Annotated in this window: 21 protein-coding genes and 1 pseudogene; 13 read left to right on the top strand and 9 right to left on the bottom strand. The window is 46.8% G+C overall.

Annotated elements, in window-relative coordinates; all coding sequences use genetic code 11:
- Positions 1-11: 11 nt before the first annotated feature.
- From ACHKAR_RS16555 to ACHKAR_RS16540, 4 genes are all read right to left on the bottom strand, one after another.
- The gene (locus tag ACHKAR_RS16555) at positions 12-344 is read right to left on the bottom strand and encodes a tRNA-binding protein (protein WP_395418526.1); all 333 of its coding nucleotides are present in this window, start codon (positions 342-344) and stop codon (positions 12-14) included.
- A 70-nt stretch (positions 345-414) separates the two neighbouring features.
- Positions 415-1,284, bottom strand: a complete 870-nt coding sequence (locus ACHKAR_RS16550; RefSeq protein ID WP_395418524.1) for a hypothetical protein — start codon at positions 1,282-1,284, stop codon at positions 415-417.
- A 14-nt stretch (positions 1,285-1,298) separates the two neighbouring features.
- Positions 1,299-1,949: a hypothetical protein gene (locus tag ACHKAR_RS16545; protein ID WP_395418523.1), complete on the bottom strand. Its 651-nt coding sequence runs from the start codon at positions 1,947-1,949 to the stop codon at positions 1,299-1,301.
- A 2-nt stretch (positions 1,950-1,951) separates the two neighbouring features.
- A complete protein-coding gene (locus ACHKAR_RS16540; protein ID WP_395418522.1) occupies positions 1,952-2,551 on the bottom strand; it encodes a ribonuclease HII in 600 nt (199 codons plus the stop codon).
- A gap of 228 nt (positions 2,552-2,779) precedes the next feature.
- Here ACHKAR_RS16540 and ACHKAR_RS16535 point away from each other — a divergent pair, with 228 nt between their 5' ends.
- From ACHKAR_RS16535 to ACHKAR_RS16505, 7 genes are all read left to right on the top strand, one after another.
- Positions 2,780-5,131, top strand: a complete 2,352-nt coding sequence (locus ACHKAR_RS16535) for a TonB-dependent receptor (RefSeq protein WP_395418520.1) — start codon at positions 2,780-2,782, stop codon at positions 5,129-5,131.
- A gap of 12 nt (positions 5,132-5,143) precedes the next feature.
- On the top strand, positions 5,144-5,686 hold the full coding sequence (locus tag ACHKAR_RS16530; protein ID WP_185155818.1) for an NUDIX domain-containing protein: 543 nt from the start codon (positions 5,144-5,146) through the stop codon (positions 5,684-5,686).
- 68 nt (positions 5,687-5,754) lie between these two features.
- Positions 5,755-7,062 (top strand): MATE family efflux transporter, encoded by a 1,308-nt coding sequence (locus ACHKAR_RS16525; RefSeq protein WP_395418518.1) that lies wholly within the window; start codon positions 5,755-5,757, stop codon positions 7,060-7,062.
- 66 nt (positions 7,063-7,128) lie between these two features.
- On the top strand, positions 7,129-7,578 hold the full coding sequence (locus tag ACHKAR_RS16520; protein WP_395418517.1) for a hypothetical protein: 450 nt from the start codon (positions 7,129-7,131) through the stop codon (positions 7,576-7,578).
- A gap of 128 nt (positions 7,579-7,706) precedes the next feature.
- A complete protein-coding gene (locus ACHKAR_RS16515; RefSeq protein ID WP_395418515.1) occupies positions 7,707-8,921 on the top strand; it encodes a TCR/Tet family MFS transporter in 1,215 nt (404 codons plus the stop codon).
- A 174-nt stretch (positions 8,922-9,095) separates the two neighbouring features.
- Entirely contained in the window at positions 9,096-9,728 is a 633-nt protein-coding gene (locus ACHKAR_RS16510; protein WP_395418513.1) for a response regulator, read from the top strand.
- Positions 9,703-11,550, top strand: a complete 1,848-nt coding sequence (locus ACHKAR_RS16505; RefSeq protein ID WP_395418512.1) for a sensor histidine kinase — start codon at positions 9,703-9,705, stop codon at positions 11,548-11,550. Before ACHKAR_RS16510 ends, ACHKAR_RS16505 begins: the two co-directional genes overlap by 26 nt.
- A 9-nt stretch (positions 11,551-11,559) precedes the next feature.
- Here the strand turns inward: ACHKAR_RS16505 and ACHKAR_RS16500 are convergent.
- A pseudogene (locus ACHKAR_RS16500) lies at positions 11,560-12,344 on the bottom strand (SDR family NAD(P)-dependent oxidoreductase).
- A gap of 26 nt (positions 12,345-12,370) precedes the next feature.
- Positions 12,371-13,567, bottom strand: a complete 1,197-nt coding sequence (locus ACHKAR_RS16495; RefSeq protein ID WP_395418511.1) for an MFS transporter — start codon at positions 13,565-13,567, stop codon at positions 12,371-12,373.
- Positions 13,568-13,772: 205 nt separating this feature from the next.
- Here ACHKAR_RS16495 and ACHKAR_RS16490 point away from each other — a divergent pair, with 205 nt between their 5' ends.
- From ACHKAR_RS16490 to ACHKAR_RS16480, 3 genes are all read left to right on the top strand, one after another.
- Entirely contained in the window at positions 13,773-14,387 is a 615-nt protein-coding gene (locus ACHKAR_RS16490; protein ID WP_395418510.1) for a SiaB family protein kinase, read from the top strand.
- A gap of 115 nt (positions 14,388-14,502) precedes the next feature.
- Positions 14,503-14,835: a PadR family transcriptional regulator gene (locus ACHKAR_RS16485; RefSeq protein WP_159582993.1), complete on the top strand. Its 333-nt coding sequence runs from the start codon at positions 14,503-14,505 to the stop codon at positions 14,833-14,835.
- Between the two features lie 32 nt (positions 14,836-14,867).
- Positions 14,868-17,477 (top strand): ABC transporter permease, encoded by a 2,610-nt coding sequence (locus tag ACHKAR_RS16480; RefSeq protein WP_395418508.1) that lies wholly within the window; start codon positions 14,868-14,870, stop codon positions 17,475-17,477.
- A gap of 62 nt (positions 17,478-17,539) precedes the next feature.
- Here ACHKAR_RS16480 and ACHKAR_RS16475 read toward each other — a convergent pair whose 3' ends face one another.
- Both ACHKAR_RS16475 and ACHKAR_RS16470 read right to left on the bottom strand, forming a co-directional pair.
- A complete protein-coding gene (locus ACHKAR_RS16475; protein ID WP_395418507.1) occupies positions 17,540-18,496 on the bottom strand; it encodes a DUF4249 domain-containing protein in 957 nt (318 codons plus the stop codon).
- A 4-nt stretch (positions 18,497-18,500) separates the two neighbouring features.
- On the bottom strand, positions 18,501-20,846 hold the full coding sequence (locus tag ACHKAR_RS16470; RefSeq protein WP_395418506.1) for a TonB-dependent receptor: 2,346 nt from the start codon (positions 20,844-20,846) through the stop codon (positions 18,501-18,503).
- 218 nt (positions 20,847-21,064) lie between these two features.
- Between ACHKAR_RS16470 and ACHKAR_RS16465 the strand changes: the two genes are divergently transcribed.
- Together ACHKAR_RS16465 and ACHKAR_RS16460 are read left to right on the top strand one after the other, a co-directional pair.
- On the top strand, positions 21,065-21,409 hold the full coding sequence (locus tag ACHKAR_RS16465; RefSeq protein WP_395418505.1) for a PadR family transcriptional regulator: 345 nt from the start codon (positions 21,065-21,067) through the stop codon (positions 21,407-21,409).
- 33 nt (positions 21,410-21,442) lie between these two features.
- Positions 21,443-23,989, top strand: a complete 2,547-nt coding sequence (locus ACHKAR_RS16460) for an ABC transporter permease (RefSeq protein ID WP_395418504.1) — start codon at positions 21,443-21,445, stop codon at positions 23,987-23,989.
- 11 nt (positions 23,990-24,000) lie between these two features.
- Here the strand turns inward: ACHKAR_RS16460 and ACHKAR_RS16455 are convergent, their stop codons facing one another.
- Entirely contained in the window at positions 24,001-25,419 is a 1,419-nt protein-coding gene (locus ACHKAR_RS16455; protein ID WP_395418503.1) for a bifunctional metallophosphatase/5'-nucleotidase, read from the bottom strand.
- Positions 25,420-25,535: 116 nt separating this feature from the next.
- On the opposite strand from ACHKAR_RS16455, the gene ACHKAR_RS16450 reads away from it, so the two are divergent.
- Positions 25,536-25,862 (top strand): PadR family transcriptional regulator, encoded by a 327-nt coding sequence (locus ACHKAR_RS16450; RefSeq protein ID WP_395418502.1) that lies wholly within the window; start codon positions 25,536-25,538, stop codon positions 25,860-25,862.

The following is a 25,862-nucleotide window of genomic DNA, read 5'->3' as shown; positions in this document are numbered from 1 at the left end:
ATTGCGTCTGATTAACCGATTTTGGCACCATTGGGTGCGGCTTGCTCTGGCTGCAGCAGGATCACTTGATTGTTCTCATTGTAGATCCCCATTACCAGGCATTCACTTATGTAAGGACCGATTTGCTTCGGAGGAAAGTTCACCACTGCAATCACCTGCTTGCCTAAAATATCTGAAATTTTGTACAAATCGGTTATTTGTGCCGAGCTTTTTTTCGTGCCTATTTCAGGCCCAAAGTTAATTTCCAGCTTATAGGCCGGCTTTCGGGCTTCCGGGAAGTTTTCCACCCTCACTACCGTGCCCACTCGTATATCCACTTGCTCAAAGTCTTTCCAGGTGATCATAGGCGTTCATTTTTTTATCCACAAGGGAAATTTGTCTTTAAATAAATGAAAAAAAGGATATGATCAATGGTTAGAACCTCGTTTTTATCGGGACAACCAGACCAATCCATGGAAGGGTAAGGTTCCCGAAATCGGTATCAAACATGAGGAGCCCATACTGAATGTTTACAGCTGAGAAATTTTGATGGCAAATGAGCGAGTAGAGGTAAAAGTCCTGAAGGGTGTAATTTTCAGAAATCAGGGTAATGTTTTTAGAGATTTTAACAGCCCCACTGAAGGTGATCAATAGTTCGGGATTGAGCTCACCTTCGTCATAAGCTTTGCCAGCACCCAGGCTGATATGCGTGGAGGGCCCACCTACAGAGAGGTCTCCATAGACCAAACCAAAACTTGATTGAGATTCGCCCAGCGCTACTCCATTGAGGGAGCCAATGCCAAAGTTTACTTTGTCCTTTAAAAGTGGTAGGGTCAGTTTTGGGGTGATCCACACGGGCAAGCTACCTTCTACGAAGGGCATCATACCTAGTCCCAGGGAAAAATGATCCGTAACGCCGATGTTCAGTTCATTGAGTATTAGCCATGCATTGCGATAATAGGCCTCTCCTTTTTTTACGCCAAAGCCCGAGGACCTAAATAAATAGACTTCAGGGGCACGGTAGCTGGCATTTGATTCACGGTATCGCTCAGTGCTTACTTCTTTTCCCATCCTTCGGATCACATTGATATCGTCAAATTTGATCGTTATCTGGCCGATATTATCGGTTTGAAAAAGGATGTATTCGATTTCTTTCTGGACAATGTGTCCATAATAGGTATTTCCATCACGTGTTTGGATTTGGTAGCGTGTGCTGTCCTGAGCTATGGCATCATTGGACAAAAAAAGGGCTGAAAGCAAAAGCAAAGCAACCCCAAGTGTATGGGAGCAATGGTTAATGGACATTTTCAGGCGGTTGGTTAAGGCTCAAAATTCTTCTGTGATCGGTGAAGTTTCAATAAGACCCTGCTAATCCTTTTTTGGTGGGAAGGGTTTACCAGCTCTGGCTGACGCATTTCCAAAACACGAATGAGTTTTGCACGATCTTCTTGGGTGATTACCTGCATCCATTTCTCAGCATATTGGCCCAGTTGATTGTCTGGTGCGGCGATCACCTGCTCCAGGAGCAGTGGGCCGATGTCCCGTCTGTAGGCATCCTCCTTATATAGTCCAATGAGGATTTTCACCCCATGGTCTCTGGTGATCACACTTCCTTGATCCATCAGGTCCAGAATGACGCCCAGATTGTCGAAAGTGGTAGCGGGGTGGAGAAATGAGAAAGTGCTCAATGCCGACATGGCTCTCCACTGAATCTTATTTTGGGTATGCTGTAAGAGCGTGAATACCGGAGTAAACGCGTCTGCCAACAGGCCTGGGTTTTGCTCTCCGACCATCTCTAGCACTTTTAATCCATCTGAGAGTTCATCTACTTTCTTAGATTCATGCAGTATCTGCAGTATTTCTCTGATGCTGGCTTCATCCGAGCTGGCGACTATTTCACTGGCGAGCTGCTTATTGGGAATTTCATTTGATATTCCCTGTGATCGGGCGAATCTGTTTCTGATGTTCATCTCTAATCAAACAACTCCAGTTGTGCAGGTAGCAGCTGAAAGGACATGCGATGATGCGGGGTGACACCCTGGGCTTTGATGGCAGACCGATGAGCCCTGGTAGGATAGCCCATGTTGGTTTCCCAGCTATAGCCGGTAAATTCGAGTGCGAGTTGCCGCATCAGCTCATCCCGATGAGTTTTGGCTAAAATGGATGCCGCTGCAATGGAATAATATTTACCATCTCCTTTTATGACACATTCGTAGGGAATTTCATTGTGCGGTTTGAAGCGGTTACCATCTATGAGGAGCATCTCAGGGGTGATTTTTAACTGATCTACGGCCCTGTGCATGGCTAGATAGGAGGCATTGAGAATATTGATATCATCTATTTCTCCAGGGGATGCTACCCCCACTCCAAAACTGATGGCTTCTTTGACTATTTCAATTCTCAGCTCATCACGTTGCTTTTCGGAGAGCTGTTTGGAGTCGTTCAGCACGGGGTGGTGATAGTCTGGCGGTAGAACCACCGCAGCAGCTACCACAGGTCCGGCCAGACAGCCTCTTCCGGCTTCATCGCAGCCCGCTTCTATTTGGTTTTCCTGAAAGTAGGGTAAAAGCATCAGGTAAAATTAAGGCAATCTGACTTATCAGGAGGGATTAACCAAACTAATGTGAAACAGGGGTTTAGGCCATTGAGTTTTTCGAAAATGGACACCTGATTGTATTGTTTAGATACACTTGTACTTTCAAAAAGCGAAGACAAGGGGAAATTTCACTTTTCTGAGGGTTTTAATTTTTTGGCATTGATATGGTAAAGCTGGCCGAAGGTGTTTTAAACATTAATGCACATGAAATTTATCGCCACAATCATTTTTTTAGTAGCCGGAACTTATGTTTCAGCTCAATCACTCACACAGACCATCAAGGGTCGCTTGGTGGATCAGCAATCCAAATCACCTATTATAGGAGCTACCGTACTAGTCAAGGATTCAGAACCTATGCTTGGCGCAGTGACCGATCTGGAGGGGTACTTCAGGTTGCCAGCCGTACCTATTGGCAGACACGTCCTGATTTTTTCTTCGGTAGGCTATGAGGTGAAGACGCATCCCAATGTGCTGGTCACTTCAGGGAAGGAAGTATACATGGAAGTAGAAATGGTGGAGTCGCTTGTGGAAATGGCCGCAGTGGAAATTGTAGCCACCAACAAGCAAGACAAAGGTCAGCCTATGAATGAGATGGCCACTGTGAGTGCCATCTCGCTCAGTGTGGAAGAGACGAGTCGGTATGCAGCTACGTTTGACGATCCGGCACGGGCAGCAGCTACCCAGGCAGGAGTGACCACCGGAGGCGACGACTTACTCAATGAAATTGTCATCAGGGGCAACTCACCCAAGGGCATTTTGTGGAGACTCGAGGGCGTGGAAATCCCTAATCCTAATCATTTCAATTCAGTAGGTTCCTCAGCCGGAGGGGTCAGTATGCTTAGCGCCAATGTGCTCAGCAGTTCAGATTTTTTCACAGGAGCATTTCCAGCACAGTACGGTAATGCCACCTCCGGGATTTTTGATCTGAATTTGCGTAAGGGAAACTTCGACAAGCATGAGCACTCCTTTCAGGTAGGCCTGTTAGGTATTGGAATGGCCTCTGAGGGGCCATTGAGTAAGAATTCAAACGCTTCTTATCTGATCAATTACAGGTATTCCACTCTTGCTCTTTTTGAGCATCTGGGGATCAATATCCTGGGCGATCAGGAGGACATTACTTTTCAGGATTTGTCATTCAAGGTATTTGTGCCTACCAAAAAGGCGGGAACATTCTCCCTTTGGGGGCTTGGCGGGGCCAATACCTATGGGTATAAGGCAGATACAGTCAATACCAACGACTTCTACTTTGAGGATGAAAGCCAGTGGATGGGGGCGACCGGCCTGACACACATTGTCTACCTGGGAGAAGACACCTATCTGAAATCCATCGTTTCGTACTCCGGCAATAGAAATGATTATTCTGAAGACTCACTGAGACAGCAGGTTTGGTACACCGAAGATTTTACTGAAAGCCAGTTCAGGATATCATCATTTCTGAATCATAAGTTCAATGCCAGAAGTACCTTAAGAGCAGGGGGAATCTACAGCAGTCTGGGGTTCAATCTGAAAAGTGAGAGCTGGCACCGTGATGAGGAGCGATTCGTGACTGTTTTGGATGAGAAGGGTAGTACGGACTTGTATCAGGGGTTTGCACAGTTGCAGCACAGGTTCACACAAGACTTTTCGGTAAACGTAGGTGGGCACCTTACCTATTTTGGACTGAACAATACCGCCTATGTGGAGCCTAGGGCTGGCATACGGTGGCAGGTGACACCCAAGGGAGCTTTGACGGGCGGGGTTGGGCTTCACAGTAGGAAAGAAAGCATTGCACTTTATCTCGCACGAGAGATCCGGGAAGATGGTAGCTCTACTTATAACAATAAGAATCTGAAATTTACACGGGCCGCACATGCAGTGGTTGGGTATGAACTCATGCTGAAGCCTGACCTGAAATTGAAGTCAGAGGTATACTATCAGTATTTGTATGATGTGCCCGTTTGGCCAAATGATACCATATCCGATATGGAGGCCCGCACTTTTTCAGCCATTAATTCCTATGATGGATATACCACCGTACCACTGGCCAATAAGGGAACCGGTAGAAACTATGGCGTGGAGTTGACCCTCGAAAAGTATTTTACCAACAATTATTACTTCATGACCACAGGTTCATTCTACCAGTCCAAGTACACTGCGATTGACGGAATAGAGCGGAATACAGTGTTCAACGGGAACTACATTTTTAACGCCCTTGGAGGAAAAGAATACACCTTCAACAACGGGCAAAAAGTTCTGAGTGTGAACAGTCGCCTCATTTATGCAGGCGGGAAAAGGGAGTCTCCGGTGGATATTGAAGCCTCACGAGCAGCTGGGTATACCATACGTGATTATACCCGCACCTATGAAGATAAGGTACCTGCCTATTTCCGCTTAGACCTTGGCGTGAGTTACAAATGGAATAAAATCAGGTCTGCCACTGTGGTAGCCATCAATGTCCAGAATGTGCTTGGGATCGAAAATGTAGCCTTTACGTATTATGGAGCGGAGACCGATAAAGTATGGAATGCCACCCAGCTGGGAATGTTTCCTAACCTGAGCTACAAGGTAGAGTTTTGATAACTTTGGTTGATGGAGAAAAACCCCTGGAAAAAACAATCGGGCAAGCTGATCTATGACAATCCCTGGATCACCGTGGAGGAAGACATGGTGATCAATCCGGGAGGAGGACTGAGTCAATATGGGAAGGTGCTTTTCAAAAATTTCGCCATCGGGATCATCCCTTTGGATGAGCAAAAAAATACCTGGCTTGTAGGTCAGTGGCGCTATACCCTCGGAGAATACTCCTGGGAAATCCCCATGGGAGGCGGCCCTAAGGAGGAATCCAAGTTGGAGTCAGCCAAAAGGGAGCTGAAAGAGGAGACGGGTCTTTCTGCTCGAAAGTGGACCGAATTATTGAAAATGCATACGTCCAACTCTGTAACCGATGAGGTGGGCTATGCGTTTCTGGCAGAGGACCTCACTGAGGGAGAGACCGATTTTGAAGAAACCGAGGACCTCAAAATATGGAAACTTCCCTTTTCTGAGGCTCATCAGATGGTACTGGATGGGAAGATCACCGACAGTCTGAGTATGGTAGCAATACTCAAATTGGGGAGGATGCTGAGGATTTAAGGTCCGGTGAGTTCCACCCTTTCCTCATGGATTAGTTTTCTATCTTTGCCACCCCAAAAAATAGCCCCGTGACCCTAAAAGAACATTTCAGTAAAAACGTAGTATTGGCCTATCCCGTGGTGATTGGTCAGCTCGGACACATCATGGTGTCTGTAGCTGATACCATGATGGTGGGGCGCGTAGGGGTGATCCCCCTGGCGGCTGCCACTTTTGCCGGGACTTTCTACCACGTGTTGATGCTTTTTGGCATTGGTGTGAGCTATGCCGTGACACCACTGGTAGCAGCCACTAAGGTTGGAGACCAACCGCGACTGATGAAGTACCTTCAGAGTGGGATGGTGCTGAATATCCTCCTTTCGGTGCTCATGATGGCAGTGGGACTGCTGGTCAGTCCATTTTTGCAATACTTTGGGCAGGAGGAGGCAGTAGCTACCGCTGCCAGACCTTATTTGATCATCATGTGTGCATCCATGATGCCGTTAATGATTTTTCAGACCTACAGACAATTTGCCGAGGGGCTTTCTGATACGTTCAACCCTATGGTGGTCTCTATTTTCGCCAATCTCCTGAATGTAGGCCTCAACTATGTGATGATTTATGGGGCACTGGGTTTTCCAGCGATGGGCCTTCTGGGTGCAGGTTATGCTACCTTGGTCAGTCGGGTGATCATGGCTGTGCTGATGTGGTGGATGATCAGACCAAGAATGAAAGGTTTCGAGTGGACTTTTGATTGGGCACTAGCCAAAAGGATGCTGAAGATTGGGGTGCCTTCGGGGATGCAGTATGTGTTTGAGGTAGGTGCATTTGCTACCGCTTCCATCATGGTGGGGTGGATCAGCGCCGAGGCGCTGGCGGCGCATCAGATTGCGTTGAATTTATCTGCCATTACCTACATGTGTGCGACCGGGATTGCCGCTGCGGCCACCATTCGCATTGGTAACCAGATGGGACTTAAGGATTTGAAAAATCTAAGGATTGCCGGATATACATCCTTTACGCTGGTGGCCATGTTCATGTCCGTTTCTGCGTTGATGTTTATCCTGTTCAGGGGGGAGCTCACCGGTCTTTATGTGAAAGACGCTCACGTTCAGTCAATCGCGGCGAGTCTCATGATCATTGCGGCAGCATTTCAGGTGTCTGATGGTGTTCAGGCCGTGGGTCTGGGTATACTTCGTGGACTCACGGATGTGAAAGTGCCTACTTTGGTCACTTTTGTTTCCTACTGGTTGCTAGCCATTCCGGGAGGTTATCTCCTCGGGTTTACCTTCGATCTTGGGATTCATGGGGTTTGGTACGCACTCTCCGGAGGGTTAACCCTCGCTGGAGTTTTACATATTTTGAGGTTTAGAAGGCTGACCAAAAAAATAAAGTTTTAGCCCCTTTTTAGGGAATTCGAACGGAAGGGGGAAAGTAGGTGTCTATAGAGCAAACACCCAGGGAAAATGAAATACCTTTTAATAATCATAATGGCATGGATGATGACAGGATGTGACGAGGATGTGGTGATGACGACCAGCGATATCCGATATGGTACCTCCTTTGGGGAGTGTATTGGCTATTGCATTCGGGAGACCACCTTGCATGATACGCAGATCACCGTTCAGGCCAAATCCCGGGACGATGGTCAGGCCACTAAAACAAAAGTAGCTGAGCTCCCAACCGCTGATGCGATGGCTATCAGGTCAGGAATAGACGTGCATCAATTCCAGCAATTACCCTCCACCATAGGATGCCCGGACTGTGCAGATGGTGGTGCAGAGTGGTTAGAATTGCAGATAGAAGGAGAGACTGTGCGGGTTACTTTTGAATATGGTGCTGACATTGACGGCATTGGAGCCGGGGTACTCCGCCTAAGGGAACTCACCCAGGAAATGGATCCTTCCATAGACTAAGAATCTCAATGGCCATCTAGGTCGATCACTCTGGATTGGCGTGCAGTATGGCCGGTCATCCGGCCCAAATCCCCTTTATTAAAAAATAATGCACCGACTTTTCGAAAAGTCGTACTTTCACCATTGCTATGAAAAATCAGAAGGCCGCGCTTGGCTTTATCTTTATCACGGTCCTCATAGACGTCACAGGTCTGGGGATTATCATCCCGGTACTTCCCCAACTCATCACCGAACTTACCGGAGGCACCATCAGTGATGCGTCCATATACGGCGGCTGGTTGATGTTTGCCTATGCCTTCATGCAGTTTCTATGTGCTCCGGTTTTGGGCGGGCTGAGTGATCAGTTTGGCAGACGACCAGTTTTGCTTTTTGCTCTTTTTGGGTTTGGCATAGATTATATTTTCATGGCACTGGCTCCGACTGTTTGGTGGCTTTTCCTGGGTCGGATTGTAGCTGGTGTGACAGGTGCAAGCTTCACCACAGCCTCTGCGTATATCGCAGATGTATCTTCACCAGAGAAAAGGGCACAAAATTTCGGGATGATCGGGGCGGCCTTTGGGCTGGGCTTTATTGTGGGCCCTATGACCGGCGGAATTCTAGGAGAGTTTGGATCTCGTGTTCCGTTCTATGCTGCCGCAGGGTTGACTCTGGTCAACTGGCTATATGGGTATTTCGTGCTTCCGGAATCTCTCAGCCCGGAGAATAGAAGGAAATTTAGCTGGAAGCGAGCCAATCCCTGGGGGACGCTGGTGCAGCTCCGAAACTACCCGACTGTGATAGGACTGATTGCTTCATTAGTGCTGGTATACATTGCCGCCCATGCCACACAAAGTACCTGGGCTTATTTTACCATCGAAAAATTTGACTGGAGTGAAGCACAGGTGGGCTATTCATTGGCTTTTGTCGGCTTCATGATTGCTCTGGTGCAGGGTGTGATCATCAGGCCGGTGGTGAATAAAATTGGTCAGACCAATGCTGTATACGCTGGTCTCGCCTTCAATGCATTGGGGTTTATCATGATTGCCCTGGCCACTCAGGGTTGGATGCTCTATGCCATCATGATCCCGTATGCTTTTGGTGGGCTCGCGGGACCTTCACTGCAAGGCATTATGTCCAACAGTGTGAATGCTAATGAGCAGGGCGAACTACAAGGAGGACTGACAAGCCTCGTGAGTGTGACTTCCATTGTGGGGCCACCACTGATGACGGGTATTTTTGGTTATTTCACAGCTACGGAAACGGATTGGTATCTGCCCAGTGCACCGTTTTATCTGGGGGCTGTATTTGCGTTGTTAAGTCTGGTCTTTGCGGTGCGGACCTTGAGTGCTAAAAAGGCGAGTTAGAAGAGCCAGCCAGTCTGGCAAGGCACAGCACACATGACAATTGTCATATTAATTTTTAGTGATTAGTTGACGGTTTAGCCATTTTTTCAAGTCAAATCACTTAGTTTTAGCAACAAGCTCTTCGGAGCCGATCACCGCCCTTTCTGTTTGTTCAAACAGGCTTTAAGTTACGTTATGAGGAAAATTTTGATAGCGGACGACCATTCGTTATTTAGCTCCGGTATGTCTGCTCTATTTGTGCGGGCAGGCTACGAAGTGGTTGGTACAGTGGAAAAGGGCAATGATGTTTTGTATGAGGTGATCACTCATCATCCTGATATTTTAATTTTGGATCTTAACCTCCCGAAGAAAAACGGACTGGAGGTGCTGAAAGAGGTGCGGGCATATAGCCGCGATCTGATTATACTCGTTGTAACCATGTATAACGACCGAACCCTTATCAATTCGGTAAGGAAAGAAGGAGCCAATGGATATTTCCTGAAGAACAGTGATCAAACAGAACTACTGGAGGCTGCGTCCAAGTTGAAGCCTGGGGATTTCATGGTCTCTGTCACCGTTGAAAATTCTAATTCTGCGGATCCGAGTGATCTGGTGGAGGATGAATTTGATCGACTGATTAAACTTACCGTCAGAGAAAAGGAGATTTTAAAACTCTTGGTGCAAGGGTTGTCATCCAAGGAAATAGGAGAGTACCTGGAGATCAGCCCTTCAACAGTGGATACCCATCGCAAAAACATGCTCAAAAAGCTTTCCTTCAATAAAGTCTCAGAACTGGTGAGCTATGCCTTCAGGAATAACCTGGTCTAGAAAATGGGGCGCATTGATCGCCCTCTTTTACGGCTTGGGCCTCTCTGCACAGCAGGTTCCATTGAGCACCTTTGAGCCCAATCAGGCAATCAGTATCAACCCTTATGTGGAGGTGTATCAGACGCCTGATTCTTTGTCTGCGGAAGAGGTAATACCCCGCATCAAAAGCGGTGACCTCAAACCAGCTGAAAACAAGACCTCTCCTGGCTTTTCCAGAGATTATTTCTGGATCAGATTTACCCTGACGGATGATCAATCAGGTGATTGGGTACTGGAGCTGGACAATCCGCATATTGATTTTGTAAACCTATTTGAAGTGAAGGGCGATGAGGCCCTTTTGGTGGGCAGAGGTGGCGACAAGCAGGCGTTTAGTTATCGCACGGAGATTAACCGCCGATATGTTTTTTCCATTGAAATGGCGGGGCAGCCCCGTGAATTTCTCCTGATGGTGGACAAACGAAATGCCTCCGTGAGCTTTCCACTCAGGCTGTGGACGGAAGCTACCTTTGGTACCAATGAGTCAATGTCCAACCTGCTCTATGGTATTTACTTTGGCATTCTCGCTTTTGTGAGCGCGTTTAGCTTCGTGATTGGAGTGGGGATGCGGGAGCGAAATTTTCTGTCATACGGTATTTATGTGGCCATCATTGGCATGTACATGTTTACCCAGCTGGGTTTTTCATTTCAGTATTTATATCCGGAATCGTCGGCTTTCAATAATTACTCACGGGTGATTTTTTCGTTTTCCCTGCTCATTACGTCCATGGACTTCTTTAGTCGGCTGTTGGACATCAAAAAATACCTGCCACTATTGAGTAAAATTTACAAAATCGGATGGGTGTTTTTAGGCGTGGTGTTTGTGATTTGGCTGCTAAACAGGTTGTTCAATCCGGCCTATGCGCAGTACACCATCCTGACGCTGAATATCCTCTACCTGTTTATTCTGGGATTTTTTGGTTCCGTGTTTTATGTAAGCATCAAGACCTGGCGATTTCAGCGCGGCAATGTGCTGTTGGTCATGTTTGCCTTTTTTGCGCTGATGGTCGGCGCTTCCATTTACATACTTATTGAATATGGAGTGATTTCGGAAAGTTTCTTCCCGATAAACCCGATCATCATTGGCTCCATGTTGGAGGTTTTGATTTTGTCTGTCTCCATGGCGTATCGGGTAAAAACCCTCAATGAGCGCAAAAATGAGCTTTCAAACAAGCTCCTACGTCAGCAGAAAGATTTGATGCGTGCTTTTATCCGCGGAGGAGACATGGAGCGAAAGCGCATTTCAGAGGAATTGCATGACAACATCGGCAGCAGTTTGTCCCTGTTGAAAAACAGCCTGGCCAATGAGCGCTTTGATCCGAAAATTGTAAATGCAGATATAGATGCACTCTGTGAGGAGGTTCGCACCCTGTCGCACCGCCTGGTGCCTCATCAGATGGAACTTATTGGCTTTTCGGAGGTGCTGGCGGACTACTGCAAGCGCTACGAACGGGACTCAGGTATCAAAGTAGCATTGGATCAGTTTGATTTTCCGGTACTGTCGGAGCACATGTCTGTGCCTCTTCTCCGAATCGTGCAGGAAGCCTTGCAAAACATCCTCAAGCACGCCCAGGCCACCGAAGTGGAAATCCAACTGGTGGGCTATCAGGAGGAGATCGTGATCACCATAGACGACAATGGTGTGGGATTTGATCCTGTACAGATGGCCGGAGGAAATGGCCTCATCAATATGCAAACCAGATGCGAATCACTTCATGGTCAGATGGACATTTCATCCCATGAGGGGAAGGGCACCAATATCCTGATGACCATTCCCATTTACTAGTTGAGTGACTTATGCTGAGGCTTTTTCCTGAAGTTTTCGGACCACCTTCAGAAGGAGCTTCTTAGGAGTGAATTTTGCGGATCCCGCCAGGATCGTATTCATCACCCCGTGGATGGCGGTCATTTCCCCTTTCATCATGGCCTTGTAGCCAAACTCTGCTACTTCCAGTGAGGTGGGGAGCTTTTTTCCTTTGAAGAGCTTGGAGTCTTCCATGTCGGCGGCTTGCTGAAATCCCGACTGTGTAGCTCCGGGACATAGTGCCGTTACGGATACGCGATGCCCTTTCCACTCTTCGTAAAGGGCTTCGGAGTACGCCTGTACGTAGTGTTTGGTGGCGTAATAAACTGCCATAAGCGGGCCCGGTTGGAATGCCGCCGTGGAGGAGACATTCATAATCTTCCCCGATTTTCGCTCTACCATGTCAGATCCAAAAAGTTTGGTGAGTTGTGTCAGTGCGAGGATGTTGAGATTGATCATCATCTCCTCCTTTTCCCACTCTGTTTCGTGGTAGTTGCCAAAGTCCCCAAACCGGCATTGTTGATGAGATAGTCTACCTGAATATTCGCCGCTATTACCTGATTGTATACTTCCTGTGCCGCATCTGGGATGGAAAGATCCTTGGGGATATTCAGAACCGAAATACCATACGCCGCCTCCAGTTCTTTTTTGAGTTGTTCCAGCTTGGAAGTGCTACGTGCTATGAGTATCAGATCTCCATGGGTTTGTGCGTGTATTCTGGCAAGTTCAAGCCCTATGCCTCCTGAGGCGCCTGTAATGAGTGCTACATTTTTCATAAGAAATGATAGAATTTGATGGCCGGTTATGGGCGCTTTCTATTCACTACAAGGTAGCTCAAAAGTATCAATAGGAGGATGATTCCAGAGAAAGTATAGAGTGTCATTTCCAGAGAGATCTCCAGAGCCCAGCCAAGGACTATTGGTCCCAGTGCTGTAGAAACAACCATGAACGTGGTGACCATACTTTTGATGGCGCCGAGGTTTTTTGATCCGTACATTTCCACCCATATGGCCACACCGGTGAGGGTACCCAGACTGGCGGTCATCCCCAGGAGAATCATATATACAAGAGCGAAAATTTTATGTTCACCAAAGGCTAAAAAGATGAGCCCAACGGCCAGTGGAAACAGATAAAACACAAAGACCTTTCGGGCAGTGAACCGATCGATCAGAGCGCCACCCAAAAAGGAAGTGACTACCTTGGAAAACCCAAAGCCAATGAAAGTAAAGGCCATCCAGTCCATAGTCCAGCCCTTGGCCTGGGCGATCAGATTTTGATGTATGAATATGCCCGTGATGAAAAAAGGAAGAAAAAGCATTACCGGCACGGTCATGTAGAAATAGGGGTCTCCCAATACCTGTCTTCTGGTGAAGTCGTTGATGGTGGTGGAGAGCGGGGTACCCACTTCTTCCTGCCCTGGGAGGTGGTTTCTGATGAGAAGATAGGAGACCGGAATAAAAATCAAAATAACACCCGATCCCATGATGAGCCAGGCATCCTCCCAGCTATATAGCCCGATCAACCCCACAAAAATGAGGGGCATGAAGGTTTCCGCTAGTGAAAGCCCCATGCTCGCTAAGGAAAGTCCCTTACCTCTGTTTTTGGTAAAAAACTTGGCAATGGCCGTGGAGCCAATCAAAACCATACTTCCCTGACCGAAAAACCGCATCAGAAACAGTGCGGGCAGCAACAATGCATAGCGGGCACTGAAAAACATCAAAAGACAGGCTGTAAGGAGTCCGAGGCCTCCGAGGAAACTAAGTGTGGAGAGTCTGGCTCTGTCTACCCACCCGCCTACCAATGGCAGGACCAACGCACTCGAGATGGTTGCAATGGCATACCTGTTGCTGAAGCCGATACTCGTGAGGCCCATGTCTCTGAGTAAGTAAGGCACGCTCACGCTGATGAGAAAAGTCTGCCCGATGGCCGAGAAAAAATAATGTAAGGCACCGTATCCCAGGATTTGAGGATGTTTTCGAACAATTTGGAGATAGGACATTCAGGAAAATCAATCGTGAGGATAAAACTAGTTTAAAACTGTGTAAAATATACACGTAATAGTTGGGTGGTCGGAAATTGTCTCCCAACTCCCTCACAGCAGTGCTTCACTCATTGTTCGCCATATTCCACCCATTCACCGAAATAGTTTGAGGAATGCTGTGCTCTTCCTTAATTTCATCAACTCAACAGCTAAGTGAACCTATATGGAAAATTCAACAGGAGAATCAGAAAATACACTTTCCCGCCAGCTAAGGTACCTTCAGAGTGTGATCACGCTCAAGGACATGATGGATGAGGAAAATCTGAACATCGTCTATTTGGGGAGGGTCACCCAATCCACCATAGATGGTATAGCGGATATGACCAAGGAGGGGATTGCTGAGAAAGGAGAAAATAGTCTGGTGACCAAACGGGTCTATCACGTGATGATCGAATCCCTTCAGAATATCTGCAAGCATGCCGACAGCAAAGCCAGCTACACTTCCGACAGCCTGGAGGAGGGACTGGCCAAGGAGGGGGTTTTTCTCATTGGGGATAATGAAACGGAGTATTTCGTGACCACCGGCAACCGGATTTCCATGCCCAATGCCATTCGACTGAGGGACGTGCTGGATAAAATCAATGAGCTGGATAGAGACGAGATCAAGGCACTCTATAAAACCGCCATGATGAATTCTGAACTTTCAGAAAAAGGAGGGGCAGGCCTGGGGTTCATAGATATGGCCAAAAAAACAGGCACTAAGTATGAGTATTATTTCGAGCCCCTCGATAACGAATCCTGCTTTTTTATCCTGACGATCAGGATTTCCAAGAAGTAATTTCAGATCCAAAACACTCCGGTATTGGTAATGTGGATTAAAAACTACAATTAAGGTTAATATTGTTTCATGATAAAAATAATATTAACTACGTTTGAGGTAAATATAATTTAATATGGGAAAACATCAATTGGGCGAATTTGAGGAAGTGGTTCTGCTCACCGTCGCTATTCTCCAGGGCGATGCTTATGGGATCGCTATTATTGAAGAGATGGAAACCCGACTGGATCGCAAGGTGAGCATAGGGGCGCTTCAAACTGTGTTGCGCAGGTTAGAGAAGAAAGGATACCTCAAATCTGAATTTGGAGAAGCCACTGCCGTTCGGGGAGGTAAACGCAAACGTTTCTTTTCACTGACACAGCATGGAAGGATGATACTTCATGAAACCAAAGAGCAACGTCTGGGGCTTTGGAATGCTATTCCTGATTTTTCTCTGAGTGAATCATGAGCGATCCGGGAGGTCATCGGTCGCCAAAATGGATGCTCGGATTTTTTCGTTGGTTTTGCAATCCGGATTACGCTGAGGATATAGAGGGAGATCTGGTGGAGCGTTTTCAACGCACGGCTAAGAAGAAAGGAGTAAAGGCTGCAAAATGGCTCTTCATCAAAGAAATATTACTGCTTTTTAGGCCTGGGATCGTCCGGTCACCGGCAGGTTTTGGCGAATTTAATCAATATGGAATGATCAAAAACTACTTCAAAATAAGCCTTCGAAATATCCTCCGCCACAAGACGTTTTCAGCACTCAATATTGCAGGATTAAGTGTGGGGATAGCCAGCTGCTTACTCATCCTCATTTATGTAAACAATGAGCGCTCCTACGACACTTACAATCATCAGTATAACAATACCTATCGGGTGCTGCATTACTTTGGTAATCAGCAGGAGATAGATGATTTTAAAGCTATAGCCAATAAGGATTACATGGTTTGGGGAAATGCCCCCGTGGCGCCTGCCCTGAAAGATTATTTTCCAGAGGTAGAGTCGGTTTTTCGGTTTACGAGTCCAAGCCCCTGGCTGGTTTCTTACCGGGACAAGACCTTTTCTGAAAACAACATTGTCTTTGCCGATTCCACGGCTTTTGAGGTCTTTGATTGGCCCATGATTGCTGGTAATCCTAAGACAGCATTGAACAGGCCCAACACCATTGTCCTCACCAAAAAGCTGGCTGAAAAATACTTTGGAGTAGAAGATCCCATTGGTCAAATCCTGATAATGGATACTGAGGATCCGTTTGAAGTGACAGGGGTAATTGACATTCCTACCAACTCACACTTCTCATTTGACGGGATGATCTCCATGACCACTTTTAAGAACAGGCGGCCAGAGATTTTTGAGAACTGGGGGTATGTAGATTTTTATACCTATTTCACTGTGCGGTCGGGCGCTGGGATGAGTGATTTTGCCGATAGGATACCAGATTTTTTGGAAAAGAACTTTACCGCTTCATTCAATTATGATGTGAGGATGGAACCCCTCAGTGAGGCCTATTTGTACTCCGAGGCGGGGAGGCAGCCGGGACCATCTGGGAGCCTCAGTAATATTTTTGTATTTACTTCCGTAGCCATTTTTATTCTACTCATCGCCAGCATCAATTTCATGAATCTCTCTACGGCACGGTCTGTAGAGCGGGCTAAGGAGGTGGCTATTAGAAAAACCATCGGCTCCCTTAAAAGCGCCCTTATCTTTCAGTTTTTAGTAGAGGCTATTCTGGTGAGTTTTTTGGCAGCCACTGTGGCAATGGCCCTTGTGTTAATTGGCCATCCCTATCTGGAGATGTTGTCGGGGAAATCATTGCCGATAGACTGGCTATTTACACCCCGAAATGGAGTGTTGGCTGTCTTTTTGGTGCTCGCACTGGGCCTGGTCTCCGGTTCTTATCCGGCGTTTGTCTTGTCGGGATTCAAGCCAGTGAGGGTTCTCAAAGGCTCATTTAAGACGTCTTCAAATGGTATTTGGCTTAGAAAGACTCTGGTTACACTGCAGTTTGTCCTGTCCGTGATCTTGCTGGTGGGCACTAGCGTGGTATACTCTCAGTTAGACTTTTTACGAACTCACGATTTGGGATTCAATCCCGATAGGGTATTGGTGATTGACTATGGCTACGATGGTTTGGTGCAAAGGAAGATAGAGGTGATCAAAAGGGAGCTGAAGCAACACCCAGACGTGGTGGGTGCGTCGGCTTCCAGGGCGACACCTGGTGATTTTTTCCCACATGCAGGTACTGGAGTGGAGGAGCCTTCTGGAGAGATCAGTTATCAAAGTCCTGCTATTTATGAAATAGACGAAGATTTTATAAACACCTTTCAAATGAACTTGATTGCCGGAAGAAGCTTCTCGGTGGATTTCCCACTGGATTCCAGCAATGCACTGATGCTCAACGAAGCAGCAGCCAGGCTATATGGCTATTCCAATCCGGCCGATGTAGTCGGAAAGTCTTTTGAGCAGTGGGGACGGAGAGGTAAAGTGATTGGGGTCGTTCAGGACTTCAACTATGTCTCTCTTCACAACAAAGTAGAGCCACTGTCACTCAGGTATGGTACCAGGGAAAATATCTCAATGCTCTCTTTGAGACTCAACTCGGATAATTACACCAATACTTTAAGCGAGCTGGAGGAAATTTGGCGTCAGAATGTTCCGCATCGGCCTTTTGACACTCATTTTCTGGATCAAAATTTTAATGCACAATATGAGGCCGATGAGCGCTTTGGTATCATCTTCACCGTTTTCTCGGGACTGGCCGTATTTGTGGCCTGTCTGGGTTTGTTTGGTTTGACGATTTTCAGTACGGCTCAGCGGACCAAAGAAGTAGGGATTCGTAAAGTACTGGGGGCATCCACGTCGAGTATTGTAGGGCTTCTTTCCAGGGATTTTCTCCAGCTATTTGTTGTGTCGCTTTTGGTCTCTGTACCTTTGTCATGGTACATCATGACCCGGTGGCTGGAAAACTTCGCTTATAGCATTTCCATAGGCTGGGAGGTTTTTGCATGGTCTGCCATTTGCATACTCGTGACCTCATTGGTCACTATGAGCTTGAGAACCATCGGCACGGCACTTTCAAATCCTGTAGACGCTTTGCGGGATGAATAAAATAGCGATCCTTTTACAATTGGTTGCGGGAAGGAATCGTGAAAGACGCATGCGGCGCACGCTTATTCCGCTCTTTCACCTTTTACGAGCACAAACTGAAGTGGGGTGGTCTGATAAGCTCCAAAAATGCCATAGCCATTTTTAATATTGGAATACACCTGTACCGGCTCTGAAAATCCGTCTCCACCTGAGTCATTTTGCAAATTGGAGGTGATCAGGTATTGATAATAGTCCTTGGAGAGCTTTCGGACGTGAAGTCGATACTCCATGGTGTCGGTGTCCCATTGGCTGCTGGGATCCTCAAATTCAATGGTGATGCGTTTTTTCTGGCCATCAAAGAGCTCATCATCGAAAATATAGTCGGCGTTGGTGTCTTCAAATTCGTTGATATCGGCACTTAGGAACGAATAATGTAAATCAATAAGCTGTTTTTTCATTTCGCCTTTTATGAGACTATCTTTTTCTTCATCATAATGATGCTCATAATAATGGGAAATCCAATAAAGGCGTGTTTCGTAAAAATCTTCTCCTTCAGAGTCGTCAATCGAATAGGCCAATTTGATAATACGCATATTGCTCACGTCATTTCTGTTACTAATTTCGCGGATTTCCACTACTGTTTCTCTGGTGGGAATAACTGCCTGAGCCTCTGCTGTTGGAAGACCAGATTTTTCAGCCACTATTTTGTATGTAGCTCCTGGGGAGGGATAGGTGTCAAAAGTGTATCTGCCCGGGAAATCATTAGATTCTGAGAAAGTCCCTTTGAGGGTTCCATCTTCATGTAAATATAAAGTGGCCCCACTTACGCTTGGAAAAATATAAATGTTGTCAAGGATGCTTCTGTTGGTGGATAAGTCAATAATGAAAGTGGTATCCGGATGAATCACACTATTGATGACCAGGGAGGGTTTAAATTCAGGCAAATCAACGTCCACTACCAGTTCACAGCTGGTCAGGAGCATGACCATCAAGGCTCCTTGTGCAGCCACTTTTCGATATAAGTTTTTAGTCAATTTCATTTATTTAGAACTTAAAGCTGTAGCGAACATATGGAATGAGCGGAAAGAGGCTGTATTGAATAAACTTCTTATTCCCCCTATTATCATACCCCTGCTGGAGAAAGAAAGGGTTTTTGCGATTGTATAGATTATAGGCACCCAAAGACCAGGATCGCTCGCCGTTTTTCTTTGGCTTGGTCCAGGTCAGTCCCAGGTCCATCCTGTGATAGTCGCGCATGCGGTAGCCATTTCTGGACGAATATTTTTGAATACTCCGACTAAAATGAGCGTCGTTTGTGCTTTCCTGCTCATACTCACTCTCTGGCAGGGTGATGGCCGCCCCTGTCCCATATACCCAGGTGGAGGAAATAGCGAATGTCTTGCTCACATTATAGACGGCCACAATGCTCACGTCGTGTCGGCGATCATACTTGTAGGGATACTGTTTTCCAAAATTAAGGGCTTCAAAAGTGCGATTGGTCCAGGAGAGGGTATAGCCCACCCAGCCAGAGAGTTTGCCGGTTTTCTTTTGGATCAAAAACTCCGCACCATAGCTTTCACCGCTTCCTACAGTCACTTTATCCTGCCAGTCGGAGCCCAGGTTGAAATAGGAAGCCCCTTCTTTGTATTCTATGAGGTTGTTCATTTCTTTATAATAGACCTCTATGCTTCCTTCAAATCCACTAAAGGTTTTGGCCGCTCCCAGGGCCACCTGCCAGCTTCGCTGTGGAGAGATGCGGTCTGTGGCCGGCACCCACAGGTCTGTGGGAAGCCCCAGGCCTCCATTGGTGAGGAGGTGGATGTATTGGGTCATGGTAGCAAAGGAAGCTTTCAACGAAAGGTCACTCCCAAGCAAATAGCGCATGGAGAGCCTTGGCTGCAGTGAATGGTAATATTTCTGATTGACCAAAAAAGAAGAATAATGAAGTCCGCCATTGGCTCGCAGTTTGTCGGAGATCTTAAAATCATCTTCCACGTAGGTAGCAAACTCAGCGGCCAGGGTTTTATTTGCTCCCAGTGTGGTGTCGGATTCACCCTCCAGGTTGGTTTCATACCCGAGTATGCCCGGGTTGAACTGATGGTGGATCATATTCATGCCCGCCTTGATGTTATGCTGAGGTGAAGGCAAAAAGTCAAAATCCACTTTAAAGCCCAGGTCATCAATTCCCGAAAAGTATTCTATTGATTCAGCTTCGCGTTCCGTTTGATTGCCGTCTTTGGTGATGGTTTCGTATTCACTGAATATTCTGAATTTGTACTTGCTATAGGTGCCCGTAAAATTGGCAAAAAGCCTTGGGCCGAAGGTGTGGTTCCACCTGAGTGCCGTGATGGTGTTGCCCCAATTCAGGCCAAATTTATTTTTGTCTGTATACTTGACGCCATCACTCTGATACTGATAAGCGTCTTTGCCGAAGCCCTTATCCAGGCCATTGTAAAAGCTGAGGTAGACCCGATCTTTATCAGAAATGATTCGATTCATTTTGGCATTTACATCATAGAAGTAGTATCCGCCAGAGGCTTGACCATCGGACTGAGCCCTGATGATGGGGCGGGTGAGTAAATCAATGTAGGTTCGTCTCCCTGAGACCAGGAATGAGGTTTTTTTGTCTTTACCGATCGGGCCTTCGAGTGTGAGCTTGGAGGAGATGAGACCAATGGATCCTTCCCCGCTAAATTTCTGATTGTTGCCTTCTTTCATGGAGATGTCGATGACCGAGGAAAGTCGCCCGCCATAGCGGGCAGGGAAGCCGCCTTTTACCACGTTTACCCGATTGATGGCATCCGGGTTGAACACCGAAAAGAACCCGAAAAGATGTGATACATTGTACACGGGCACTCCATCCAGCAGGATGAGGTTTTGATCCGGTCCGCCACCTCGCACATAGATGCCACTGGATCCTTCAGTCCCACCCTGGATTCCCGGCAGGAGCTGGAGGGACTTGAGCAGGTCCGCCTCTCCCATGAGTACAGGGAGTGCTTTGATCTGCTCTATAGGCACGTCAATGCTGCTCATCTGGGGGGATAGCTCTATGTTTTCTTCCGCTGTGATGACCACTTCCTCCAGGGTAGTACCTGGTGCCAGACTGATGTTGAGATTCAGGTTTTGAGTGAGGGTGACTTCCTGTTCCCAGGACTGATAGCCCACATAGGAGCAACGGAGTTGATACGTGCCGGTGGGTAGTGTGAGGGAGTAAAAACCAAAGGTATTGGTGATGGTACCTTGCATGGTTGCCGGATCCAGTATGGTGGCACCTATGAGGTTTTCACCTGTTACCTGATCTCTGATGTATCCATTGATGGTAAAGTTTTGCCCAAACAATAGTCCTCCAAGGAGATTGAGTGAAACAAGGGATAAAATTTTTTTAGTCACGTCGTTAGGTTGGGTGATGCGAATGTGATTGATCTAAGACTCAGTAATCCAGCAAAGTGTTGTAATCACCGCAAATCTATAATGTAAAACGGTTTATTGGATATTGATATTGTTATCTTTTTAAGAGACATGTTTTTGTATTTCTTACTAAATACCAGAACAAATAATTTGTCCTTCCCGTATATTAGTTCTACAATCTAGTATAATACTGCTGAGTTATGAAAGAAACGCGTTTAGGTGAATTTGAAGAAGTTATTTTACTGCTGGTAGGCATCCTGGGGGAGGACGCTTACGCTTTCAAAATTGCAGAGGAATTCGAAGCTCAGTCGGGGCGGGCATCGTCCATAGGCTCTGTGCATTCTACATTGGATCGATTGAAAGACAAAGGGTTTCTAACCTCAGAAATGGGTCAGCCAACCGCCGAGCGAGGCGGGAGGCGCAAGCGGATTTATACCATCACTGCATCAGGCCAGGCTGCACTGACTTCTTCCAGAGATTTCAGGGTTTCTCTATGGAACCAGTACCCCGGATTGTCTGTGGATCGGTTGAATTTTCTTACCTAAGGCTTGAAAAACCGCGATAAAATACCCCCAAAATTGGCAACGCGCCTACTTACCTGGCTGCTTCGGGCAGACATGGTCGAGGAAGTGCTCGGAGATTTAGAGGAGAAGTTCTACTCCATGGCCAGTCACAAGTCTCTTTTTAGAGCGAAACTCAATTACTGGTATCAGGTACTTAACTACCTGAGGCCCTTCGCCATCAAAAAATCAAAGTCAACCTCCTTAATCCGCTTTACCATGGTGCGTCACAATTTCACATTAACATTCAGGAATTTTAAGAAACACAAGTCTCAGTTTTTGATCAACCTCATAGGGCTGTCTACCGGGTTGGCCTGCGTGATCTTTATCGCACTTTGGGTGGCAGATGAAAGGAGCGTTGATAAATTTCATGAGCATGAATCCCGGCTGTATCAGGTCATGTCAAATCACAGTGATGCCAGTGGTATCCGCACCTGGAAAGGTGTGCCCGGGCTGCTGTTGGATGAGATTGAGTCCAGGGTGCCGGAAGTGAGCACGGCAGTCGCCACTACTGACACCCATGAGTTTACCCTGTCGTCGGGCGAGACCTATTTTAAATCCAATGGGAAGTTTGCCAGTACCGAATTTTTGAATGTCTACACCTATCCGTTGATAGGAGGTACTGGGATATCTGATAAGTCCGGGATTTTGATCACGGAATCACTGGCCATGCGCATTTTTAAGAGTACCGATGCGGTTGGAAAATCGCTGGAGTGGCACTTTTTTGATCAGACCAAGGATGTTCAGGTTGCTGGTGTTTTGAAAGATATTCCGAGACACTCTTCGGATCCGTTTGACTTTGTAATGTCCTGGGACTTTTTTCATGATGACCTCATTAGTTACAAAAATTGGTTTAACTACTACGCAAGAATCGCGGTGGTGCTCAATCCATCAGCTGACCCGCAGGATGTGTCTAAGAAGATAGACGCTATTTTGAAGGAACAACAGGAAGAAGGTAAGGTAGATCTGTTTTTGACCCGCTATAGCGACCTTTACCTCCATGGGAAATATGAAAATGGAAAGCAGATAGGTGGTCGGGTTGAGAATATGAATTTATTCATCACCATCGCCCTATTCATTCTATTTATCGCCAGTATCAATTTTATCAATTTGTCGACTGCCAAAGCCACGCATCGAATCAAGGAGATCGGGGTAAAGAAATCGCTGGGGGCCTCCAGGTGGTCATTGATGGGGCAGTATTTCACAGAGTCTCTCATGCTCAGTCTCTTGTCGGTGGTAGTGGCCCTTGTATTGGTACGGCTGCTACTCCCACAGTTCAATTTTTTAGCCCAAAAGCAATTGACCCTGGGTATGGACTGGCGGATGATCCAAATCGCCGGACTCCTGATTGTCATTGTGGGTGTGATTGCTGGTAGTTACCCTGCCCTGTACCTGTCTGGGCTCAGAGCCATAGAAGTGCTAAAAGGGAAACTGTCACGAAAAACGGGTGAAGTTTGGGGTCGAAAATCACTGGTGGTGATTCAGTTTTCCCTCTCGATTATTCTCATCGTATCGGTGTTGGTGGTTTATAAGCAGATGGAATTTGTGAAGCAGAAAAACCTGGGTTACGACCGTGAAAATCTCGTGTATTTCGAAAGGGAGGGTAGGCTTATTAATCATTCAGATGCATTCATCAATGAGTTGAGAAATACCGAAGGAGTAGAAGATGCGGCACTTTCTGGTTTTGTGGTGGGAGGAGGAAACTCCACAGGTGGTGTGAGTTGGCCAGGTAAAACTCCTCAGGATCAAATCCAGTTTTGGGAGATCAATTCAGGCCCTGGATTGGTGGAGATGCTCGGGCTGGACCTGGTGTCTGGTCGTGCGTTTTCTTCGGAGTTTGGAGCTGATTCCACCAGTGTTATTTTCAATGAAACAGCCATTGCGGCCATGGGAATGGCAGACCCGTTGGGAAAAACGATTACGCATTATAGCGGCGATAAGAAGATCGTGGGGGTAGTGAAGGACTTCAATTTGATATCACTACATACCCGGGTGGAGCCCATGATTTTCCTATACAATCCTGAGAAAACCCATTATGTCATGGCCAGAATAAAACCAGGAAGTGAAGTGAGTACCCTGCATAAAATGGAATCACTCTATTCCTCTTTCAATCCGGGATACGTCTTCAAACCGCAGTTTGTAGATCAGGATTATCAGGCTCAATATGCCTCGGAGGAACGAGTGGGGGTGCTATCGAGGTATTTCGCAGGGTTTGCCGTTCTTATTTCTTGCCTGGGCTTGTTTGGGTTGGCTGCCTTCACAGCCGAGCGGCGTACCAAGGAGATCGGAATTAGAAAGGTGATGGGTTCCAGTGTTTTGGGCATTGTTTATTTGTTGTCCCTGGATTTTACCAAAATGGTATTGGTGGCCGCTATGATTGCTTTGCCCGTTAGCTACTTCATTGCTGCTGACTGGCTGCAGGACTTTGCATTCAGGGTTGGTCTCGAATGGTGGTTTTTTGCACTGGCAGGTCTAAGTGCCTTACTGGTGGCATGGTTTACGGTAGCCCTTCAGACCATCCGAACGGCCAGAATCAATCCTGTAGAATGCCTGCGAAACGAATAGATTTTCTCTGGTTAATACTGAAAGTACCGGTTGCATCCTTCATCATCCAGGGTGGCGTTGATGGTTTTGAGGTAGGCAATGATGGTTTCGGCAGTGGTTAGTCCTTGTATCTCAGCTTTTTCCAAAGGAAAATACTGGTCGTAGACCGCAGGAATATAGTCATTGATCCCAATGGTAACCAGATCTTCCGGCGGGATGGCTTTGCCATCTTTGTAGAGCACAAGCGTAGAGCCATTTTGCTGGAAATCCACTCCTGATACATGTACGCCTGCCCGACTCTCTGTGAAAAAATCGCTCACCTCCTGGGCCGTCATGGTGAAAATCACGCTCTGATTATTGAATGGATCCATGTTGTATATTTCCAAAGTGGTGATATCCCCCGCATCTATGCCTGAGCGTATACCTCCACCGTTTTGAAAGGACATGTCTACCTGCAAGTAATCCATCAGAGCGGTGGTGTAAAAGCAGCCTAGTTCGTTGCGATCATGATCTGAAAGGGCCACCCCAATTACCTCATTGAATTGCGGTGCATTGTTGTAAGTGGCTATCAGGTCTGCTAAATCCTGGTCACGCTCTGCATAGTCATGAAGATCGATGAAAGAGACGTCTGAACTGGTGATACGGGCTTTGTCGACGATCAGATCCAGTCGCCCGAGTAGAGCCAGGTAAGAGCCGGCCTGCACCACCGGTGTTTCGTTGATGGTCAGGTTTACTTTTTGGTGGGAATGACCACCAATGACAGCATCCAATTCCGGGAAAATTTCCGCCAACTCAAGGTCATTTTGTGTGCCCAGGTGGGTCAGTGCGATGAGGACATCAGCACCTTCATCCTCCTTCAGGGTACGGTATTTAGCCAGTATGTCGGTGTGTCTGCGAAATTGCATTTCCGTCACACGCCAGGGGTGAGTGGCAGGGATGATGGCTCCAGGCTTGCCGAAAGTTTCTACCAGTCCGAGAAAAGTGACATTCAAGTTTCCTATGGTTAGTGTTTTGAAAGGGTCAGGTTGTGGCACTCCGCTGTTTTTCATGTCCACGTTGGCACATACCCAGTCAAATTCTGCTTGCAGTACCCTGTCTTTCAGGTGCGATGGCCCATAGTCAAATTCATGATTCCCAAGAACCGACACATCAAATCCGGTTTTGTTCATGATGTCGATCATCGGATAGCCCTTCTTCTCATATTGATCCACTATGGGGTTGCCGGAAAACATATCCCCTGCGCATACCAGTAGTACGTGTTCGTTGGTTGCTTTCTCCTTATCCACGATGTGCTTGATTTTGGCGAAGTTGCTTAGCTGGCCATGCTGATCATTGATGAAAAAAATCGTGAGCGTGTCCGCCGAGTCAGTTGGCTGTTCAGGGTCTATGGCGGTATGGTCTCCACAGGACAGGATGACAATAGCAAGCAGCAGGTGAAGGTATGGTTTCATATCAGGAGCGTAGTGAATGGTAAACTTAAAGAATCCGGTTGTTCTTTATTTGCTTAACAATAGTGAAACTAATACATTACATGCACGTTTGTTAAGTAAATAATTTTGAGATAGGTATGAAAGAGCAATCTCTCGGAGAATTTGAAGAATTAGTCTTGCTGATGGTGGCAGCGCATCACGATGAGGCCTATGGTGTCCTTATTCTGGAAAGTCTGGAAAAAAAGCTGGAAAAAAAGGTAAACATCAGTGCCATACACGTAGCCCTGAAGCGTCTGGAAAAAAAGGGTTTTGTTACTTCCCGATTTGGTGGGATCACTGCAGACCGGGGTGGGAGAAGAAAGAAATTTTATGTGATCAGTGCACTCGGCAAGAGTATGCTGGATAAACAATACACCCTTCGCACGAGCATCTATAAGGAGATTCCTAATATCTCTTTCAACTAA

This window comes from Marinoscillum luteum, assembly GCF_044005705.1.
Taxonomy (GTDB): domain Bacteria; phylum Bacteroidota; class Bacteroidia; order Cytophagales; family Cyclobacteriaceae; genus Marinoscillum; species Marinoscillum luteum.
The sequence above is the reverse complement of the archived record's forward strand: the minus strand, read 5'-3'. Positions and strand labels throughout refer to the sequence as shown.